This window comes from Streptomyces sp. NPDC093225 (genome assembly GCF_044753805.1).
GTDB lineage: Bacteria > Actinomycetota > Actinomycetes > Streptomycetales > Streptomycetaceae > Streptomyces.
Genome location: NZ_JBIVNX010000025.1, coordinates 98,948 through 118,427 on the forward strand (window position 1 = coordinate 98,948; position 19,480 = coordinate 118,427).

At 72.0% G+C, this 19,480-nt stretch carries 21 protein-coding genes and 1 tRNA gene; 14 read left to right on the forward strand and 8 right to left on the reverse strand.

The genetic code is table 11. The annotated features are described in order from the left end of the window. The first annotated feature begins 231 nt into the window (after positions 1-231). The 6 genes from ACIQCH_RS22840 (at position 232) to ACIQCH_RS22865 (ending at position 4,847) form a co-directional block, all read left to right on the forward strand. Entirely contained in the window at positions 232-666 is a 435-nt protein-coding gene (locus ACIQCH_RS22840; RefSeq protein ID WP_402583561.1) for a DUF3052 domain-containing protein, read from the forward strand. Between the two features lie 185 nt (positions 667-851). Next, the gene (locus tag ACIQCH_RS22845) at positions 852-1,310 is read left to right on the forward strand and encodes a peroxiredoxin (RefSeq protein ID WP_402583563.1); all 459 of its coding nucleotides are present in this window, start codon (positions 852-854) and stop codon (positions 1,308-1,310) included. A gap of 205 nt (positions 1,311-1,515) precedes the next feature. Further along, positions 1,516-2,091: a TerD family protein gene (locus ACIQCH_RS22850; RefSeq protein ID WP_030198753.1), complete on the forward strand. Its 576-nt coding sequence runs from the start codon at positions 1,516-1,518 to the stop codon at positions 2,089-2,091. Between the two features lie 150 nt (positions 2,092-2,241). After that, entirely contained in the window at positions 2,242-2,817 is a 576-nt protein-coding gene (locus ACIQCH_RS22855) for a TerD family protein (RefSeq protein ID WP_402583565.1), read from the forward strand. 23 nt (positions 2,818-2,840) lie between these two features. Continuing rightward, positions 2,841-3,983 (forward strand): DUF475 domain-containing protein, encoded by a 1,143-nt coding sequence (locus ACIQCH_RS22860; protein ID WP_402583567.1) that lies wholly within the window; start codon positions 2,841-2,843, stop codon positions 3,981-3,983. A gap of 123 nt (positions 3,984-4,106) precedes the next feature. Next, positions 4,107-4,847: a Tellurium resistance gene (locus ACIQCH_RS22865; RefSeq protein WP_402583569.1), complete on the forward strand. Its 741-nt coding sequence runs from the start codon at positions 4,107-4,109 to the stop codon at positions 4,845-4,847. Positions 4,848-4,866: 19 nt separating this feature from the next. On the opposite strand, the gene ACIQCH_RS22870 is transcribed toward ACIQCH_RS22865, so the two are convergent. Continuing rightward, positions 4,867-5,661 carry a TerD family protein gene (locus ACIQCH_RS22870; protein ID WP_402583571.1) on the reverse strand — a complete coding sequence of 265 codons (795 nt, stop codon included), beginning with the start codon at positions 5,659-5,661 and terminating at the stop codon, positions 4,867-4,869. A gap of 234 nt (positions 5,662-5,895) precedes the next feature. Here ACIQCH_RS22870 and ACIQCH_RS22875 point away from each other — a divergent pair, with 234 nt between their 5' ends. The 4 genes from ACIQCH_RS22875 to ACIQCH_RS22890 all read left to right on the forward strand — a co-directional run bounded on the left by ACIQCH_RS22875 (position 5,896) and on the right by ACIQCH_RS22890 (position 11,510). Beyond that, positions 5,896-7,071 carry an HpcH/HpaI aldolase/citrate lyase family protein gene (locus ACIQCH_RS22875; protein ID WP_402583573.1) on the forward strand — a complete coding sequence of 392 codons (1,176 nt, stop codon included), beginning with the start codon at positions 5,896-5,898 and terminating at the stop codon, positions 7,069-7,071. Between the two features lie 140 nt (positions 7,072-7,211). Beyond that, positions 7,212-9,866, forward strand: coding sequence for a phosphoribosyltransferase (locus tag ACIQCH_RS22880; protein WP_402583575.1), 2,655 nt, complete (start codon positions 7,212-7,214; stop codon positions 9,864-9,866). 167 nt (positions 9,867-10,033) lie between these two features. Then, complete coding sequence (locus ACIQCH_RS22885) at positions 10,034-10,846, forward strand: HAD family hydrolase (protein ID WP_402583603.1); 813 nt, start codon at positions 10,034-10,036, stop codon at positions 10,844-10,846. A 4-nt stretch (positions 10,847-10,850) separates the two neighbouring features. Next, entirely contained in the window at positions 10,851-11,510 is a 660-nt protein-coding gene (locus ACIQCH_RS22890; protein WP_402583577.1) for an O-methyltransferase, read from the forward strand. Positions 11,511-11,684: 174 nt separating this feature from the next. Here the strand turns inward: ACIQCH_RS22890 and ACIQCH_RS22895 are convergent, their stop codons facing one another. Both ACIQCH_RS22895 and ACIQCH_RS22900 read right to left on the reverse strand, forming a co-directional pair. Beyond that, complete coding sequence (locus ACIQCH_RS22895; RefSeq protein ID WP_078910122.1) at positions 11,685-11,888, reverse strand: zinc ribbon domain-containing protein; 204 nt, start codon at positions 11,886-11,888, stop codon at positions 11,685-11,687. Positions 11,889-12,031: 143 nt separating this feature from the next. After that, complete coding sequence (locus tag ACIQCH_RS22900; protein WP_402583579.1) at positions 12,032-12,397, reverse strand: hypothetical protein; 366 nt, start codon at positions 12,395-12,397, stop codon at positions 12,032-12,034. Positions 12,398-12,930: 533 nt separating this feature from the next. On the opposite strand from ACIQCH_RS22900, the gene ACIQCH_RS22905 reads away from it, so the two are divergent. Further along, the gene (locus ACIQCH_RS22905; protein WP_402583581.1) at positions 12,931-13,410 is read left to right on the forward strand and encodes an SRPBCC family protein; all 480 of its coding nucleotides are present in this window, start codon (positions 12,931-12,933) and stop codon (positions 13,408-13,410) included. A gap of 48 nt (positions 13,411-13,458) precedes the next feature. Here the strand turns inward: ACIQCH_RS22905 and ACIQCH_RS22910 are convergent, their stop codons facing one another. Together ACIQCH_RS22910 and ACIQCH_RS22915 are read right to left on the reverse strand one after the other, a co-directional pair. Continuing rightward, positions 13,459-13,680 (reverse strand): hypothetical protein, encoded by a 222-nt coding sequence (locus ACIQCH_RS22910; protein ID WP_402583583.1) that lies wholly within the window; start codon positions 13,678-13,680, stop codon positions 13,459-13,461. A 215-nt stretch (positions 13,681-13,895) separates the two neighbouring features. Further along, positions 13,896-13,970 (reverse strand) — tRNA-Val (locus ACIQCH_RS22915). 76 nt (positions 13,971-14,046) lie between these two features. Here ACIQCH_RS22915 and ACIQCH_RS22920 point away from each other — a divergent pair. The 3 genes from ACIQCH_RS22920 to ACIQCH_RS22930 all read left to right on the forward strand — a co-directional run bounded on the left by ACIQCH_RS22920 (position 14,047) and on the right by ACIQCH_RS22930 (position 16,680). Further along, on the forward strand, positions 14,047-15,333 hold the full coding sequence (locus ACIQCH_RS22920; RefSeq protein WP_402583585.1) for a hypothetical protein: 1,287 nt from the start codon (positions 14,047-14,049) through the stop codon (positions 15,331-15,333). 300 nt (positions 15,334-15,633) lie between these two features. After that, complete coding sequence (locus tag ACIQCH_RS22925; RefSeq protein ID WP_402583587.1) at positions 15,634-16,263, forward strand: DUF4383 domain-containing protein; 630 nt, start codon at positions 15,634-15,636, stop codon at positions 16,261-16,263. Positions 16,264-16,398: 135 nt separating this feature from the next. Next, positions 16,399-16,680, forward strand: coding sequence for a DUF2277 domain-containing protein (locus ACIQCH_RS22930; RefSeq protein ID WP_402583589.1), 282 nt, complete (start codon positions 16,399-16,401; stop codon positions 16,678-16,680). Between the two features lie 89 nt (positions 16,681-16,769). Here the strand turns inward: ACIQCH_RS22930 and ACIQCH_RS22935 are convergent, their stop codons facing one another. The 3 genes from ACIQCH_RS22935 to ACIQCH_RS22945 all read right to left on the reverse strand — a co-directional run bounded on the left by ACIQCH_RS22935 (position 16,770) and on the right by ACIQCH_RS22945 (position 19,041). Then, positions 16,770-17,174 (reverse strand): hypothetical protein, encoded by a 405-nt coding sequence (locus ACIQCH_RS22935; RefSeq protein WP_402583591.1) that lies wholly within the window; start codon positions 17,172-17,174, stop codon positions 16,770-16,772. Positions 17,175-17,215: 41 nt separating this feature from the next. Next, a complete protein-coding gene (locus tag ACIQCH_RS22940) occupies positions 17,216-18,037 on the reverse strand; it encodes a hypothetical protein (RefSeq protein ID WP_402583593.1) in 822 nt (273 codons plus the stop codon). Positions 18,038-18,384: 347 nt separating this feature from the next. Continuing rightward, entirely contained in the window at positions 18,385-19,041 is a 657-nt protein-coding gene (locus ACIQCH_RS22945; RefSeq protein ID WP_402583595.1) for a DedA family protein, read from the reverse strand. Positions 19,042-19,480 lie beyond the last annotated feature (439 nt).

Below are 19,480 nucleotides of genomic sequence, written 5' to 3' on the forward strand. Positions count from 1 at the left end.
GGAAAGTCATCAAGAGCTTCCGAATACCCGAGAATGGTGTGGCATGGATCACCGGAGGAGCGGCAGGAGCATGCCTGGACTTGCGGCGAGACGACCGTAATCGTCACCGTTTCGACGGTCTCGGCGGCCGGGTACTTGCGCGATCCGCCGCTCCCGTGTGGACTACGCCCAATGCTGCGCGTGCACGCGCGGCCGAGAAGACATTCACCGAACATGAGCAGGAGGCACCCCGTGAGCGCGACCGCGGACCACGCGGAGAGCAGCCTGGCCGCCCGGCTGGGTTTCCAGTCCGACCAGGTGGTCCAGGAGATCGGCTACGACGACGACGTCGATCAGGAGTTCCGCGAGGAGATCGAGGGCTTCATCGGCAATGACCTCGTCGACGAGGATTACGACGATGTGGCCGACGCGGTACTCCTGTGGTTCCGCGACGAGGACGGTGACCTGACCGACACGCTCGTCGACGCCACGGAGCTCGTCGAGGAGGAGGCGCTGATCCTGCTGCTGACTCCGAAGACCGGCCGGGACGGTTTCGTGGAGGCCAGCGACATCAGCGAGGCCGCCAAGACCGCGGGTCTGACGCCCGGCAAGGGCTTCAGCATCGGCAAGGAGTGGTCGGCCCAGCGCCTGAAGACCCCCAAGGCCGCGAAGTCCGGCAAGCGCTGATCCCGGCGCCCCCCGCCGCGCGGCGCGCGGCGGCACCAGCGGACGGGACCCCCCGCCGACCACGGTCGGCGGGGGGTCCCGCGGTTTTCCACGGGCCGTGCGGGCGGCCCGCGCGTCCGTCATAGGCTGGACCCCCCCGAACAGCACCGAACAGCCCCGAACAGCCCAACGAAGGGACGCGAGCGATGGCCATCGAGGTCGGCACCAAGGCCCCGGACTTCGAACTCAGGGACAACCACGGCGCCACCGTCCGGCTCTCCGACTTCCGCGGGGAGAAGAACGTGGTCCTGGTCTTCTACCCCTTCGCCTTCACCGGCGTGTGCACCGGCGAGCTGTGCGAGCTGCGCGACCAGCTGCCCCGCTTCGTCAACGACGACACCCAGCTGCTGGCCCTCTCCAACGACTCCGTGCCGACCCTGCGCGTCTTCGGCGAGCAGGAGGACCTGGAGTACCCGCTGCTGTCCGACTTCTGGCCGCACGGCGAGACCTCGCGCGCGTACGGCGTCTTCGACGAGGACAAGGGCTGCGCCGTGCGCGGCACCTTCATCATCGACAAGGACGGCATCGTCCGGTGGACCGTCGTCAACGGCCTGCCCGACGCCCGCGACCTGAACGAGTACGTCAAGGCCCTCGACAGCCTCTGAGGCCGCCGACGCGACCGCCGACGCGACCGCCGAACGACCGCCACGCGGCCGCCGCGCGGCCGGTTGAACGCCCGCAGGGGTGGGAATCAGGCCACGGCGACCCGGGAAAATCCGGTGCGGACGGGAACCCGTCACTAGGATCCAAGCGTTGATCCGGTTAGCAACGCACGACGGGGCCCCGCCCCACACAAACACTGGAGGACCCGTGGGAGTCAGCCTCAGCAAGGGCGGCAACGTCTCTCTGACCAAGGCCGCCCCCAACCTGACGGCGGTCATCGTCGGCCTGGGCTGGGACGCTCGCACCACGACCGGGGTCGACTTCGACCTCGACGCCAGCGCCCTGCTGACGAACGATCAGGGCAAGGTCACCAACGACTCGAACTTCGTGTTCTTCAACAACCTGAAGAGCCCGGACGGCTCGGTCGAGCACACCGGCGACAACATCACCGGTGAGGGCGAGGGCGACGACGAGCAGATCAAGGTCAACCTGACCGGCGTGCCCGCCGACGTGGCCAAGATCGTCTTCCCGGTCTCGATCTACGACGCCGAGACCCGCCAGCAGAGCTTCGGCCAGGTCCGCAACGCGTACATCCGCGTCGTGAACCAGGCGGACAACGCCGAGCTGGCCCGCTACGACCTCAGCGAGGACGCCTCGACCGAGACCGCCATGGTCTTCGGCGAGCTGTACCGCAACGGCGCGGAGTGGAAGTTCCGCGCGATCGGCCAGGGCTACGCCTCCGGCCTGCGCGGCATCGCGCAGGACTTCGGCGTCAACGTCTGACCGACGCCCGGCGTCGCCGCACGACCGGCGCCCCGGCGCCGGCCTGCGGCCGGCGCAGCCCGAAGCACCCTCCGTCCGGCGCCGCGCACCCCGTGTGTGCGGCGCCGGACGGCTTTGTCACCACACCGAAGTCCGGGGAGGACCACGAACATGGGCGTCACACTCGCCAAGGGGGGCAACGTCTCCCTCTCCAAGGCCGCACCGAACCTCACCCGCGTGATGATCGGGCTCGGCTGGGACGCGCGCTCGACCACGGGGGCGGACTTCGACCTCGACGCCAGCGCCCTGTTGTGCCGCGACGGGCGGGTGCTCGGGGACCCGTACTTCGTCTTCTACAACAACCTCAGGAGCCCCGAGGGCTCCGTCGAACACACCGGCGACAACCTCACCGGTGAGGGCGACGGCGACGACGAGTCGATCCTCGTCGACCTGACCCTCGTGCCGGCGGAGGTCGACAAGATCGTCTTTCCGGTCTCCATCCACGACGCCGACGCCCGCCGCCAGACGTTCGGGCAGGTCACCAATGCGTTCATCCGCGTCGTGAACCAGGCCGACGGCCAGGAGTTGGCGCGCTACGACCTCAGTGAGGACGCCTCCACCGAAACCGCAATGATCTTCGGCGAGGTCTACCGCTACAACGGCGAATGGAAGTTCCGGGCGGTGGGACAGGGGTACGCGTCGGGTCTCCGGGGCATCGCTCTAGACTTCGGGGTCAACGTTTCGTAAAGCCGCGTCCGGATGAGGTACCTGTGGTTCTGAAAACCTTCGGCTGGTCGTTCGCAGTCACTGCGCTCGGCCTCGCCGCAGCGGTGCTCTACGGGGGGTGGACCGCCTTCGGGATCGTGGCGATCCTCTCCGTCCTCGAGATCTCGCTGTCCTTCGACAATGCCGTGGTCAACGCCGGAATCCTGAAGAAGATGAATGCCTTCTGGCAGAAGATCTTCCTCACCATCGGCGTGCTCATCGCCGTGTTCGGCATGCGTCTGGTCTTCCCCGTCGTGATCGTGGCCATCAGCGCCAAGATCGGTCCGATCGACGCCGTCAACCTGGCGTTGAACGACAAGGAGATGTACGAGCAGCTGGTCACGGACGCCCACCCGTCGATCGCCGCGTTCGGCGGGATGTTCCTGCTGATGATCTTCCTCGACTTCATCTTCGAGGAGCGCGAGATCCAGTGGCTGGCCTGGCTGGAGCGCCCCCTGGCGAAGCTCGGCAAGGTCGACATGCTGTCCGTCTGCATCGCCATGATCGCCCTGCTGATCACGTCGATGACCTTCGCGACCCAGGCCCACCAGCACGGCGGCGCCCACGTCGACAAGGCGCAGACCGTGCTCGTCTCCGGCATCGCCGGCCTGATCACGTACCTGATCGTGGGCGGCCTCTCCGGCTACTTCGAGAACAAGCTCGAGGAAGAGGAGGAGGCCGAGCACGAGGCCGAGGAGGAGGCCAAGCGCAGCGGCAAGCAGGTCTCCGCCGTCGCCCTCGCGGGCAAGGCGGCCTTCTTCATGTTCCTCTACCTCGAGGTCCTCGACGCCTCGTTCTCCTTCGACGGCGTCATCGGCGCCTTCGCGATCACCAACGACATCGTGCTCATGGCCCTCGGCCTCGGCATCGGTGCCATGTACGTCCGGTCGCTCACGGTCTACCTGGTCCGCCAGGGCACCCTGGACGACTACGTCTACCTGGAGCACGGCGCGCACTACGCCATCGGCGCCCTCGCCGTGATCCTGCTCGTCACCATCCAGTACGAGATCAACGAGGTCGTCACCGGCCTCGTCGGCGTCATCCTGATCGCCTGGTCCTTCTGGTCCTCCGTGCGCCGCAACAAGCGGCTGGCGGCCGGGGGCGGGGCCGGCGACGGCGAGAAGGCGGAGGTCCCGTCCGGGGTGTGATCCGGGCGGGAATGCGGAACGCTTCTCAGCGGGGCGGCCGATCGGGTTCGAACGGACCCGGCGGCCGCCCCGCGGCGCGTGCGGCCGCCTCCGCGGCCCCGCCACACGACTTGGGGGGTAGACATGGGGTTCTTCGACGGCCTCAGGGGCGGCAGGGCGGCGCAGTTCGACTCGGGCAGCGCCTCGTCCAACGCGATCGAGCTGACCCGGCGGCATCCCACGATCTCGCTCACCAAACAGGGCGCGGTCAGCGGCAACCTGCGGGTGAACCTGTCCTGGCGGATGCGCACCTCGGACATCGGCGGCCCCTCGGGCCAGAGCAGTCAGCTGCTGCGCCATCCGTTCAAGCTGTTCAAACCCGAGATCGTCCAGGCCCACACCCAGGGCATGGTCAACGTCGACCTCGACATCGGCTGCCTCTACGAGCTGTCCGACGGCAGCAAGGGCGTCGTCCAGCCGCTCGGCAACTTCCTCGGCGACATCAACAGCCCGCCGTACGTGAAGCTCAGCGGAGACGACCGGTTCGGGGCGCCCTCGGGCGAGACGCTCTTCGTCAACCTCGACCACGCCGAAGAGATCAAGCGGCTGCTGGTGTTCGTCTACATCTACGACCAGACCCCGGCGTTCGACCGCACGCACGCCCTGGTCACGCTCTACCCCGCCACCGGCCCGCGCATCGAGATCGCCCTCGACGAGCGGGCGCCGGAGGCGCGCTCCTGCGCCGTGCTGACGATCGAGAACGTCAAGGGCGACCTGATCGTGCGCCGCGAGGTGAAGTTCGTGTACGGCTTCCAGGCGGAGCTCGACCGGCTCTACGGATGGGGACTGCAGTGGGGGCGGGGGTACAAGACGACCAAGGCGTGAGCCGGCCCGCCGGGGCCGGTCAGCGCCGCATGAACTGCGGCCCCTGCGGCGGCAGGCGGAACGCCGGGTCCCCGCCCGGGGCCGGTACCGGCACGGGCGGCGGGGAGACCGGCTGCGGGTAGCCGTACGCGGGCGGTGCGGTCGGCGGCGCCTGGGTGGCCGGGGCCGGGGTGTGCGGCTGCGCCACGGGCACCGGCGGCGCGGACTGCCGCACGGCCTGGGTCCGGTCCTCGCCCGGCGCGCCGCCCTCGGCGGCCTCCGCGGCGTTCTCGTCGACCGAGATGCCGTGGTCCGTGGCCAGGCCCTCCAGGCCGTTCGAGTAGCCCTCGCCCAGCGCCCGGAACTTCCAGCCCTCGCCGCGCCGGTACAGCTCGCCGCAGATCATCGCCGTCTCGGTGCCGGTCTCCGGCCGTACGTCGAAGTAGGCCAGCGGGTCGCCGCCGGCCGCAGGCGAGGCGTCGTACAGCAGGATCCGCAGGTCCGGGACGTGCTCGAACGGGACGTCCTCGGCGGAGGCCACCACCAGCACCCGGTCGACGGCCGGTCCGAACCCGGTCAGGTCGGCCTGCACCGCGTCCGTGATCGCGTCCCCGGCCAGTCGCTTCTTGCCCAGCCGCCACACGGCGCCCGAGGGGTGCCGGGGCTGGTTGTAGAAGACGAAGTCCTCGTCCGAGCGCACGCGGCCGTCCGGGCCCAGGACGAGGGCCGAGGCGTCCACGTCCGGGACGTCGGGTCCGTCCGTCCAGCGCAGCACCGCCCGTACCGCCGAGGTGGCCACGGGGATGTTCGAACCCTTCTGCATCGCGTGCGTCATGCCCGTCATCCTGCCCCCTGCGGGCGGAGCGGGACAATGCGGCCCCCCTTTTGCCGGTTGCGTGCCGCATCGTCCGCCGGACCCGTGCCGCGCCCCTTGTCGGCGGGGCGGAGCCTGGGCATGGTGCAAGAGGGTTACCTGAAATTCATGGGTTTGGGGAACTCTTGACACTCATTCGTACGTACTATTACCGGCCACGTCAGTTGGGCCGCCAAGGCAGTACGGGGGAAGCACATGCGTCATTTCGGGCACGTTTCGCCTGCGGTCCGTGAGCACCTCTTCCACCAGCAGCCCGCGGAATTCAGCCTCGCGTCCCCGGCCCGCGTCCTTTCAGCGGCCCTGGGCGCCACGCTCTACAGCCCGGCCACCCGATCCCGGCTCGCCGACGACATCCGCAAGCAGGCCGCCCGCGGCGTCGTCTCCATGGTGATCTGCCTGGAGGACTCCATCAGCGACGGCGACGTCACGGCCGCCGAGGAGAACCTCGTCCGGCATTTCGCCGACCTCGACCGGGAGGCCTCCGAAGGGGGTCGCGAGCTGCCGCTGCTCTTCATCCGGGTGCGGCTGCCCGAGCAGATCCCGGACCTCGTCGCGCGCCTCGGAGACTCCGTCCGGCATTTGGCCGGATTCGTACTTCCCAAGTTCACGGAAGAGCGAGGAGTCGCGTTCCTCGACGCGGTCGCGCGCGCCGAGTCCGCCTCCGGACAGCGGCTCTTCGCCATGCCCGTCCTCGAATCACCCGAACTGCTCCACCTGGAGACCCGGGCCCTCGCGCTCGCCGGCATCGCCCGCACCGTCGACAAGTACCGCGACCGCGTGCTCGCGCTCCGCCTCGGCGTCACCGACTTCTGCTCGGCGTACGGGCTGCGCCGCACCCCCGACATGACCGCCTACGACGTCCAGATCGTCGCCGGGGTCATCGCCGACGTCGTCAACGTCCTCTCGCGGGCCGACGGCACCGGCTTCACGGTCACCGGGCCGGTCTGGGAGTACTTCCGCCACCAGGAGCGGAAGTTCAAGCCCCAGCTGCGCCGCAGCCCCTTCCTCGACGGGCAGGCGGAGGAACTCCGCACCGCCCTGATCGAGCACGACCTCGACGGCCTGCTGCGCGAGATCGAACTCGACCGCGCCAACGGCCTGCTCGGCAAGACCTGCATCCACCCCGCCCACGTGACGCCCGTCCACGCCCTGTCGGTGGTCTCCCACGAGGAGTTCAGCGACGCCCAGGACATCCTGCGGCCCGAACGGGGCGGCGGCGGCGTCATGCGCTCGGCGTACACGAACAAGATGAACGAGGTGAAGCCCCACCGCGCCTGGGCCGAGCGCACCATGCTGCGCGCCGAGGTCTTCGGCGTGGCCCGTGAGGACGTCGGCTTCGTCGACCTCCTCACGGCGGGGCTCGCGGGGTGAGGCAGGACGTGGCGGCCCCCGCGGAGACGGACCGGGCGCGGCGGAAGGACGGGACGGCCGGGAGGATGGTCGACGGGACGGCCGGGGGAACGGTTGGCGGGACGGCCCACGGAACGGCCGGCGGAACGGCAGAAGGAGTGGTGGAGGACGTGGTGTGGTCCGGGACCTGGGTCGCGGAACGGCTCGGCGTGGAGCTCGTGGACGGACCGTCGGACGGCCGACGGGCCGAACGGCCCGAGGCGCCCGCGCTGCGCGACCTGCTGGGCCTCGCGCTGCGCCGCAACCCCAAGCGGGCCCACCTCCTGGTCTCGAACGTCCTCGGCAAGCACGTACCGCAGTCCCCGTCGACCGTCTACGACGCCGGCTACGGGCTCGGCCGGCGCGTGCGCGACCTGCTCGGCCCGGACGAGGCGTCCCGCGCCGTGGTCCTCGGCTACGCCGAGACGGCCACCGCCCTGGGCCACTGCGTCGCCGACGGCCTCGGCAGCGCCCCGTACCTGCACTCGACGCGGCGGCCGGTGCCGGGCGTGGCGACCGCCGGCGGGTTCGAGGAGTCCCACTCGCACGCCACCTCCCACCTGCTCCTGCCGGAGGACCCGAAGCTGCTGGCCGGCCCGGGCCCGCTGGTGCTGGTGGACGACGAGTTCTCCACCGGCAACACGGTCCGCAACACCATCCGCGACCTGCACGCCCGCCACCCCCGTGACTGGTACGTGGTGGTGGCCCTGGTCGACATGCGCTCCGCCGCCGACCGCGACGCCCTGGCCGCCTTCGCCGCTTCGCTGGGCGCCCGCGTGGACCTCGTGGCCCTGGCGACCGGCACGGTGGCCCTCCCCCCGGACGTCCTCGCCAAGGGGCAGGCCCTGGTCGCCGCCCAGGAAGCGTCGCGGCAGGCGGGCCCTCCGGCCCCGCACGCGGACGCTCCGGCCGTGACCCGGGTCGCCCTCGAGTGGCCCGCCGGCGTACCCGACGGCGCCCGCCACGGCTTCACCCCGGCCCACCGCGAGACGCTCACCGCGGCCCTCCCCGCCATGGCGGCCGGCCTGGCCGAGGCCCTGGGCGACACCCCGGGCCGAGTCCTCGTACTCGGCACCGAGGAGCTCATGTACGCCCCCCTGGCCCTGGCCCGCGAACTGGAACGGCACCTCGCGGCCCCCCACCCCGACCCGTCCGGGTCCCCCCAGAGCCGCCAGACCCCTCAGCCCCCCACGGTGCAGGTCAGGTACTCCACGACCACCCGCAGCCCCGTCCTGGCCGTCGACGACCCCGGCTACGCCATCCGCACCCGCCTCGTCTTCCCCGCGCACGACCACCCCGCCGACGGCCCCGGCGACCGGTACGCGTACAACGTCGCCGGCGCCGGCTTCGACACCGTCGTCGCGGTCGTCGACTCGGCCGGCGACACCCCCGAACTCCACGCCCCCGACGGCCTGTTGGCCTGCCTCGCCGCACAGGCCGGACGGGTCCTGCTCGCCGTCGTACCCGCGTACGCACCGGCCTGCGCGACGCGCGCCGAACCCACCCCGGAGCAAGCGCAGGCGCACCCGCACTCCCGCACGTACCCCCACGCGCCGAACCCCCCGCACCACCCCGCCACCGACGACCGGCAGGAGCCGATCATGTCCGAGCCGCAGCACCAGGGACCGCCCGCGGGCCTTCCCCATCCCCTGCGCGGCCCCGCGTTCTCCTCCTACGCCCCCGACGACGTCGGCTGGCTGCTCCAGGACCTGTCCGACGTCGCGCTGGAGGCCCCGACCGAGGAACGCGAGGAGGCCATCCAGGCCGGCGGTGCCCACTACGCCGAGTCGCTGCCCGTCGAGTACCAGCCCAGCGCCCAGTACCAGGAGCTCTACCAGGCCGCTCTGGGCGCCTCCGCCGTCCGCGTCGCTCGCGCGGTCGGCACGGTCACCGAGACCGTGCTGGCCGAGCGCTCCCCGCGCCCCGTCCTGGTCTCGCTGGCCCGGGCCGGTACCCCCGTCGGCGTCCTGATGCGCCGCTGGGCCCGCCACCGGCACGGCCTCGACCTGCCGCACTACGCCGTCTCGATCGTGCGCGGCCGCGGCATCGACGCCAACGCCCTGCGCTGGCTGGCCGCCCACCACGACCCGGCCGACGTCGTGTTCGTCGACGGCTGGACCGGCAAGGGCGCCATCACCCGCGAACTGACCGCCGCTCTCGCGGACTTCCCGGAGTTCGACCCGAACATCGTCGTGCTCGCCGACCCCGGCGGCTGCGTGGCCACGTACGGCACGCGCGAGGACTTCCTGATCCCCTCCGCGTGCCTCAACTCCACGGTCTCCGGCCTCATATCGCGCACCGTGCTGCGGGCGGACCTGGTCGGGCCCGACGACTTCCACGGCGCGAAGTTCTACCGCTCGCTGGCCGGCGCCGACGTCTCGGCGGAGTTCGTCGACACCGTGGCCACCCGCTTCGCCGAGGTCGCCGAGGCCGTCGACGCGGAGGTCAAGGAGCTGCTGGCGGCGGACCGCAGGCCCACCTGGGAGGGCTGGGCCGCGGTCGAGCGGATCAGCGAGGAGTACGGCATCCACGACGTGAACCTGGTCAAGCCCGGCGTCGGCGAGACGACCCGGGTGCTGCTGCGCCGGGTGCCCTGGAAGATCCTGGCCAAGCGGGGCGCGGGGGCCGACCTGGGGCACGTACGCCTGCTCGCCGAGCAGCGCGGCGTACCGGTGGAGGAGGTCGACGGGCTGCCGTACACCTGCGTCGGTCTGATCCACCCCCACTACACGCGGGGAGCCACGGGCGCCGACGGCAAGGCGGTGACGGCACTGTGACCACGCCCGGAACGACACCCGCGCCCAGCACGGCACCCGTACCCGAAGGGGCACCCATCTCTCACGTGAGCCCGAACCCGAGTCCGAACCCGAACCCGAGCCCGAGTCCCACCCCCAGCCCCACGGCCGCCGTCCCCACCCCCACCCCCGCCTCCGGCCCGGTCCTCATCGCGAGCGACCTCGACCGCACCCTCATCTACTCCGCCGCAGCCCTCGGCCTGACGATGCCCGACCCGAGGGCCCCCCGCCTCCTCTGCGTCGAGGTGCACGAGAGCAAGCCGCTCTCCTTCATGACCGAGACGGCCGCGGCCCTGCTCGCCGAGCTCGCCGCGGACCCGGACGTGGTCTTCGTCCCGACCACCACCCGCACCCGCAAGCAGTACCAGCGCATCCGCTTCCCCGGACCCCCGGCCCGGTACGCCATCTGCGCCAACGGCGGCCAGCTGCTCGTCGACGGCGAACCGGACCGCGACTGGCGGCGCCTGGTCGCGCGCCGGCTCGAGGCCGAGTGCGCGCCGCTGGAGGACGTACGCGCGCACCTGCTCGCCACCGCCGACCCGACGTGGCTGCGCAAGGAGCGGGTGGCCGAGGACCTGTTCGCCTACCTCGTGGTCGAGCGGGCGCTGCTGCCCGAGGACTGGCTCAAGGCGCTCGCGGAGTGGGCCGGGGCGCGCGGCTGGACGGTCTCGCTGCAGGGCCGCAAGGTGTACGCCGTACCGCGGCCGCTGACCAAGAGCGCGGCGATGCGCGAGGTGGCCCGGCGTACGGGTGCCGCCACGACCCTCGCGGCCGGCGACTCGCTCCTCGACGCCGACCTGCTGCTGGCGGCGGACCGGGCCTGGCGGCCGGGACACGGCGAACTGGCGGACGCGGCCTGGACCGCCCCCGGGGTGACGGCGCTGACGGCGGCCGGAGTGCTGGCGGGGGAGGAGATCGTCCGGCAGTTCGCCCGTCACGGACGGCCGATTCGGGCAAACTGACCGTATGAGCAAGGGGAACACGACGCGCATGACGGACGAGCTGTACGCGTACATGCTCGCCCACAACCCCCCGCTGGACCCGGTGCAGCGGGGGCTCGTCACGACCACCTACGCCCGCTACCCCGACTCCGCCGGCATGCAGTCGGCGGAGGAGCAGGGGCCGCTGCTGGCGTGGCTGGTCCGGATGGTGGGGGCCCGGCACATCGTGGAGGTCGGGACGTTCACGGGCTTCTCCTCCCTGGCGATGGCGCGGGCGCTGCCCGCGGACGGACGGCTGATCGCCTGTGACGTCTCGGAGGAGTGGACCGCGGTCGCCCGGGAGGCCTGGGAGGCCGCCGGGGTCGCGGACCGCATCGAGCTGCGGCTCGCGCCCGCGCTCGACACGCTGCGGGCGATGCCGGACGAGCCGCACATCGACCTGGCGTACCTGGACGCGGACAAGGAGAACTACGTCGCGTACTGGGAGGAGCTGGTGCCCCGGATCAGGCCGGGCGGCCTGATCGTCACGGACAACACGCTGTTCCACGGGCGGGTGGTGGACCCGGACGCGACGGGCGCGGTGGCGGGCATCCGTACGTTCAACGACCACGTGGCGGTGGACGCGCGCATGGACAGCGTCCTGACCGTCATCTCGGACGGCCTGACCCTCTCCCGCAAGCGCTGACACCGCGGCCGCGGGCGCGGCCGGCGGCGGGAAGCCGAGGCCGACCGCGAGCACGCGACGCTCAGCGGCCGGCCCCGGGCCTGGCCCGAACCCATGGCCGGGGACCCGCAACGGCGGATCGGCCTCCGGGGCTGAGCCTCCGGGGCTCAGCAGCCGGGGATCGCCAACTGTGGATCAACCGCAGCCGCCGCCTCCGCAGCACCCCCCGCCCGACGGCGCAGGAGCGGCGGCGGACCCGCCCACCGCGACGGCGGACAGCAGCTTGACGGTGTCCTCGTGGCCCTGGGGGCACACGGCGGGGTCGGAGGACTGGGCCATGGGCCGGCTCACCTCAAAGGAGTCACCACAGGCACGGCAGCGGAATTCGTAACGAGGCATGCCCCCAGGCTATCCACCCGCCCCGCCCACCACGACCAGCCCGACGCCGAAGACCAGGATTCAGCCGCACAACGAACGCCCGATCAAGCCCGGACACCGAAACGGCCCGCCGGCGAAACCGGCGGACCGTCACGGAGTCGAGGTCAGGCGACCGCGTTGGCCGTTCGGCAGAAGACGTCCCTGCCGTCCTTTATCAGGCAGACGGTGAGCGTCAGCTTCTGCCCTTCCGGGATGTCGATGGTCCTTTGATTGCATGTGCCGACGCCCCCGGCGGTGGTGGTCGACCACAGCGCGCCGTCGTAGCGACGCAGGTAGCCCACTGCCGGAAGCCCGTCCGCCTGGAGATCGCAGACGATCACGTGGTCACCGTCAGGCTGGAAGACCGCGGCTCCGCCCGGATTGCTGTCCGTGGTCTTCACGGACACGTTCGTTGCCGCCCACACGTTTCCGCTCGACAGCATGAGAAGTCCGGCCGCAATCGTGCCGGTAACAGCCAGCCTGCGCTTCATCAATTCCCCCCAATAATTGGTGGTCGCAGGAGAGCACCGTCCCCGTGGGGGCGCGCTGCCGCCGGCACAGCGGTACCTGCCGGTCATCATCGCCACAGACCCCGCTGCGAACCCGTCCCCGGACCGTATCCGTAGATCAACATCGGACGGTAGTTTCACCATGCACAGCATGGAGCGGGCAGAGGTTTCCTCCTGCACATCACTCACCCTCAAGACGCTCCCGCCACGGGGCGCCCCTGGTCGCTGCGGTACGTGCGCAGGAAGGGCGTCACGAGAGACGCATTCTGGAACTCACCCGTCTGGATCCCCCGGACTGTGCAGACAGCGCGCTCGGCATGACGCTGGAAGCCAGATAGATCCAGGTGGCGGCCGGAGAGGCGGACGGTGCGTCGGGTCCGCCCGTCGGGCCGAGGAGCGGCCGGGTTCCGTGCCGCGCTTCACGGAAGGCGAGCGTCTGCCGCGCCGGACGCCCCCATCGCGGGACGCCGAAGCCGGAGGTGCCTCCCTTCGGCCCATCCTCCAGGAGCGTGTTCATGGCCCGGAACCGCCGTCTGATCCTCAGCTCACCGGCCGAGGTCTGGCATCTGCTGTCCGATGGCCACCGCTACGGGGAGTGGGTGACGGGAACCCAACAAGTCCTCGCCGTGGACCCGCATTGGCCAGACGTCGGAGCCCGGCTGGAGGTCCGCGTCGGCGCCGGCCCTCTCACCCTCGACGACACCTGCGTCGTCCGCATCTCCGAACCGCTGCACCGCCTGCAACTGGAAGCGAAGGCAGGACCTTTCGGTGCGGCTCGCATCGCCATGAAGTTGATCCCGTGGGGCGACAACACCCTGTTCACCCTCGATTGGCACCCCCTCCGGGGCCCCGGCACGCGGATGCACGGCCTGCCCGTGGACTACTTCGTCGCGGTGCGCAACGGCATGATGCTCACGAAGCTGGCCCGGATCGCGGTGCGCGAGCACGCCGCGGGTGCCCGCGGCGCCCTCCACCCACTCGGGCCGGAGCCCTGAAGGAGCTCGAATCGGGGCGCTGTCGTTCCGAGGTCTGGGACAACGGTCCTACAGCTTGGTCATCTTGGCGTACGGGCTCAAGATCCGCTCTCGCGCCGAGCCGAAATCGACGAGCATGGCGATTCCGTCCTCGACGCCGATCACTCGGCCGAGTCCGTACACGTCGTGTGTGACCTGGTCGCCCATAGCGAAGTGCTTGGGGGGCGGCGCGGTCGGGGCTTTGAAGGGGCTGCTCGGCAGATGGCGCTTCGGTGCAGCTGGCTTTGTCATTGCGCCCAGTATGCGCCCGCCGGGCTCCGACCGGGACCGCTGTGCACATCACTGTTCGGACCCGATTTCCCGCGCCCTCCGGATCGGCGACGGGAACGGGCCGGAGAGAGGAACCGAACCGCCGACATCCGCCGGCAAGCCTGTCCGGCTCCACGACGCGCGGCACGGGTACGCAACAAAGGCCCCCAGCCAAGATCGGCTGGGGGCCTTTGCGCTGGTGGGCGCGGACGGTTTCGAACCGCCGACATCTGCTTTGTAAGAGCAGCGCTCTACCCCTGAGCTACGCACCCGTGAACGAGGAGACAGCCTACAGGGCCCGTACGCCCCTGACGCAAACGCGTTCTGGTGGGGGAGAATGAACCGGGCATGGCGGAGGCGTACGGGAGAGGGACTGTGACGGCGACATCCCGGCGGTGGTTCGGTGGGCGGGACGAGAGCCGGCGGGCCGCGGCGCAGGCCGCCAAGGACGAGGCCGCGGCGGCCTTCTACGAGCTGGACACCGCCCAGCGGGACCTGCGGATCTCCATCGAGACCATCGCCGCGGCGGACGGGTCGCCGGCCGCGCGGCAGGCCCGGGACGGGTTCGAGGCGCTCGGGCAGCGGATCGACCAGGTCAGTCACCTCTACATCGAGACCGTCGACCGGTACGACCTGGACCGTCCCGAGCTGGACGCCGGGGTGGCCGGCCGGGCCCGCGGGGAGTTGGAGCGGGCGCGCGAGGAGCTCGTACGGGTCAAGGGGGAGCTCGACCGTTTCGCGCAGGGCCTGGAGCCGCTGCTGCAGCACGCGGCGTCGCAGCTGGCGCTGGTGGCCCCGGCGCGGGAGCGGGCGCGGGCGGCGTTGCTGGGGGCGAGCGAGGCCCTCGACGCGGTGCGGGCGACGGGCATGCGGGCCGATGACCTGGCGGCGCGGCTGGCGGCACTGGGTCCGGAGCTGACGCTGCTCAACGAAGGTGCGGCCCGGCATGGGGTGCAGGAGACGGTGCAGCGCGCCGACCGGCTGGCGCGGGAAGCCGGGACGATCAAGGTGGAGGCGGAGCGGCTGCCGGAACGGGCCGCGGAGATGGACCGCCGGCTGGTCAGTCTGCGGACGCGCGCCCAGGCGCTGCGCAACCGCGCCGACCGGGTCGACCCGGTGTTGAGCGAGCTGCGGCGGCGTTTCAGTGCCGCCTGCTGGCAGGACCTCCAGCACGTGCCGGACGCGGCGGCGCAGCAGGTGGCCCAGGCCGAGGAGCGGCTGGCCGAGGCGGGGGTCGCGCGGCAGGCGCAGGACTGGGCGCAGGCCACGGCCCTGTTCGCCACGGTGCGGGCGCTCCTCGACTCCGTCGACGAGGCGGTCTCGGCCGCGGGTGAGCGGCTGCGGGTCCTCGACGCGGTGGCCAAGGACCCGCAGGAGGAGATCGACCGCACCAGGTTCGTGGTCCGGGACGCGCAGCGGCTGGCGATGGAGGGCCGCAGCGTCCCGGAAGCGCGCCACGCCCGCCCCCTCGACGACGCGGTGGCCCGGCTCGACGGGGCGGTGGCGGGCCTTGCCGGCCGGCACCCCGACTACTGGCACTTCCTTCGGGAGACGGAGGCCGTGCGGGAGGCGGTCGGTCGGGTGGTCAACGAGATCCGGTCCCAGAGGGGTGGCCCGGGGCCGTCGGGGCGTTAGTGGTGCTGGTGCTGGTGCTGGTGCTGGTGCTGGTGCCTTCGGCTTCTTCGGCTTCTTCGGCTTCCTCGGCTTTGGGCCGGTCTCCCCGGTCCGCTGTCCTCGGTCCGCCGTCCCCCGTCCTCCGGTCTGCGTCGCTGTGCCGGGGCGGCGCGGTTGTACGGGGTGCGTGGGCGGCGGATGCTGGGAGGTGCGGTGGTTCCGCCGCGGGTACGGGCCGGGTGCGTGCGATGGCGCGTCGCCGGGGTCCGTACGACTCGACGTACGTACGCCCGAACGGCGGCCCGACCCGAGGAGGCCGCGATGGCCACTCACGCGGTACGCATCCGGCGCCCGATCGGCATCGGCGCCCGGCTCGACGAGCACCTGCCCGTGGACCACAAACTGAGCATGGTCTACCGGGTCGGTGCGGGCCTCATGGGCCTGTTCCTGATCGTGTTCGGGGTGCTCGGGCTGACCCAGAACATCGGCTTCTTCAGCACGGGCGGCGACAAGGTCGCCGGCCTCAACACCAATGGCGCGCTGAGCGTGCTGTCGATCTGCGTGGGGCTGCTGCTGATCGTGGGCATGGTCATCGGCGGGAACTTCGCCTCGTCGCTCAACATCGTGCTGGGGCTGGCCTTCATCGCGAGCGGGTTCATCAACCTGGCGCTGCTGGACACCGGCCTGAACTTCCTGGCGTTCAAGATCCAGAACGTGCTGTTCAGCTTCGTGGTGGGCGTGATGTTGATGTGGTTCGGGATGTACGGACGGGTGGGTAGCGCGCTCCCACACGACAACCCGTACTGGCGGGCGCGCCACCCCGAGGCAGCCGAGCGGGAGGGGCGGCACCTCACGCCGGAGATGCGGGCGGTGGAGGGGATGGGGATGTGGCACGAGCCTCCTTCGGGTGGGGGCTCGGGTGGGGGTGGGGGCGGGGCGTCGCCGCGGTAAGCGGACGTTGTGGCTGTGGCTGTGGCTGTGGCCGTGGCTGGGCTGGGGGGGGTGGGTTAGGCAGGGTGGTGCGCGGCGGGTTCGTTTGGGCCGGTTCGCCCTTCGGCCGCCTGCCGTGGGGCGCACAATCGGAGTATGTGCCGGAGTATCAAGACGTTGCGTCCGCCCGCCATCCCCGAGAAGGCCACCGAGGACGAGATGAGAGCGGCCGCGTTGCAGTACGTGCGGAAGGTGTCCGGGTTCCGCGCGCCCGCGGCCCACAACCGCGAGGTCTTCGAACGTGCGGTGGAGGCCGTTGCCGAGGCCACGCGCGACCTGCTGGACGGGATCGAGGTGCGGGGAGCGAAGAAGGCCCCCGGCGATGGGCATGCTCACGCCCACGGCGACGCCTCCGTCGCCGCCGTCGCGAGCGCGTAGGTCTGAGCTGGTGCTACGGGCCGGGCGCCGGGTGTTCCGGGGTGCCGTGCCGATCACGCAGGGTCACTACCGGGTACCCCGGTCCGGGGCTACGCGGGATCCGGGGCCGGGGCTCCGCAGGCGTTCTCGGGCGGGGCCGCCGCGGGGTGGCCGGCGGCCTCGATGGCGTCGGCCCGGGCGTACAGGTCCTCCGCGATGTCGTCCCAGGACGGGCCGTACAGCTCCAGGTTCAGCGCCGCCCGCCGCATGAGCGCCGGCTCGTCGGGCCGCTGGAGCAGGACCAGCCGGTAGGCGAGGTTGCGGATCCACACGGGGAGGAACCCGTCGACCATCTGCGGGCACAAGGCGTCCAGCATCGCGAGGATCGTGTCCGCGTCGGCGAACGTCAGCTCCTCGGTGAAGTAGAACTCGGCGTGCTCGCGGTCACAGACGGGCTTCGGACCGTACTCGTCGCCGTACAGGCAGCGGGCGTGCTCCGTCAGAGTGGTGTGCATGCCGCGAGCGTACGGGGCGCCCCGCCTGCCGCCCCGGGCGGCTACGACCTGCTGCCCGTGCGGCGGCGGAAGTACCAGAAGCCCGCGCCGAGCGCACCGGCCACGAGGGCGCCGCCCACCGCGATCTGGCCGGGGCTGATCTCGCCGATGCTGCCGCCGAGCCCGCCGCGGGCCGCGCCCGGGCCGACGCGCAGGGTGATCGTGACGCGGCGGCCGCCCAGGCCGTCGCACTGGAACGTCACCGGGTACGAGCCGGGGGTGAGGTTGGCGAAGACCGTGGCGCTGCCGGAGAGGTCATCGGCGGCGCGACCGCCGGGGGACAGCCGGGAGGTGCCGAAGGCGCTCGACGAGGCGGTGCCGGTGCGGGTGCCGCAGCCGTTGACGTTGAGCGTCACGCGCTGGCCCGGGGCAGCGGTGCTGGGGGAGACGCTGGCGATGGGGCTGAGGTTGTCGTTCCGGCCGTTGTCGCGGTCGTCCCTGTCGCCTCGATCACCGCGGTCGCCCCGGTCGTTCCGGTCTCCCTGGTCGCCTCGGTCGCCTCGGTCGCCTCGGTCGCCCTGGTCACCGCGGTCGCCGCGGTCGCCTCGATCACCTTGGTCGTTCCAGTCGTTCCAGTCGTTCCGGTCACCCTGTTCGCCGCGGTCGAAGGGGTCCCGGCCGCTGTCGGGGTCGCGGTCGTTGCCGGGGCCGAAGGGGTCCCGGCCGGTGTCCGGGTCGCCCCGTTCACCTCGGTCGAAGGGGTCGCTCTGCTCGCCGCGGTCGAAGGGGTCGTCGGCGGCGGCCGGGCCCGCGAGGCCGAGGGCCAGGGGCATGACGGTGACGGCGGTCAGGACGGTGGCGGCCGCGGCCTTCTTGAGACGCATGGCGGAACTCCTCGCACTCCTCGTACTCCCCGAACTCCTCGGGAACGGTGCGGCCAGGGCACGGATGTGACGCGGGATTCGTCGCGCACCGTGCTTTGGACGCTAGGAGCGGCGGCGCCGCGTGGCGATCGGGGTCGAGTGAACGGGTGAGGAGGATCCGCCGGGTGGGGGAGGTGGCGGCGTGTCGCGGGGAGGGCGGGAAGGGCGGGGATGGGGGCGTGGGGTGGGGCGCGGGGTCGGAGGTAGGGGTTTGTGGGTTGTGGGTTGTGGGTTATGGGTGGGGGGTGGTGGTCGTCGTTGGTCGTGCGTCGCGGGTTCGTGGCTCGTGAGCCTGCGGGTTCGCCGTGTCAGCTGGTCGCCGGCGTGCGGCGGGGGCGGCGGATGAGGTACGCGGCCAGGCCGCCCGCCGCGAAGAGGGCCACGAGGGAGACGGCCGTACCCAGCCAGGTCGCCCCCAGCCACTGCGCGCCGAAGTAGCCGAGCCCCACGCTGTAGCCGGCCCACGCCAGCCCCGCCAGGGCCGACCACGGCAGGAACTTCCGGATCTCGCGCCGCGCCGCACCCGCGCCCAGTGACACCACCGAGCGACCGGCCGGCGCGAACCGGGCGATCACCACCAGGGCGCCGCCGCCCCGGCTGAGGGCGAGGCCGAGTCGTTCCTGGGCCTGCGTCAGGCGGCGCGAGCGCGCGATGGCGCGGTCCAGGCGGGGGCCGCCGCGCCGGGCCAGCCGGTACGCGGCCAGGTCGCCGAGGACCGATGCGGCGGCCGCGCAGAGGAGCAGGAGGAGGATGTCGGGCCCCGGCGGCGCGACCCGGGTCCCGGCTTCCGCGACGGCGGCCCCCGCGCCGCCCACGGCCGCCCCGGCGGCGGCTGCCGCGGCCGCGGCGGTGATCACGAGGACGCCGCTCGGCAGGACGGGCAGGAAGACGTCCAGGAGTACGGAGAGGACGACGAGGGCGTAGATCCAGGGGGACGCGGTCAACGACCCCACCATCTCAAGCAAAACGGGACTCCCCGGCTCCGGCGCGTGTACTTCGGCCACAGGCCGCGACGTCGCGGGGGAGCGGCAGGGGCGGCTTGACAGCCATACAGCGTACGCCCGGAGTTCGACCGGCGTCCGCCCGGGTCCCCGCGTGTCAGCCGGGCGGTGCCTCGCCCATGCGGGGACACCCTCGCACGTCAGCTGGGGTGAGCCGGTTCGGGGCGGGTGGGGCTGTTTGGTTGGGGTGGGGCTGGGTGGTGTGCGGCTGTGTGGGTGGGGTTTGGGTGGGTTGGGTGGGTGCGGCTGTGTGGGTGGGCCGGTGTCGGGGTGGGGTGTGTGCCGGCCGTCCCGTGGTGTGTGGGGGAGGCGCTTGACAGGGGTGGCCTGCAGGCCCTGCGGCAGGCCCACCCCGGAGGCTTTGGGGCTTCGCCCTGGCCTTCGGCCACCTCCGGCCCGGGCC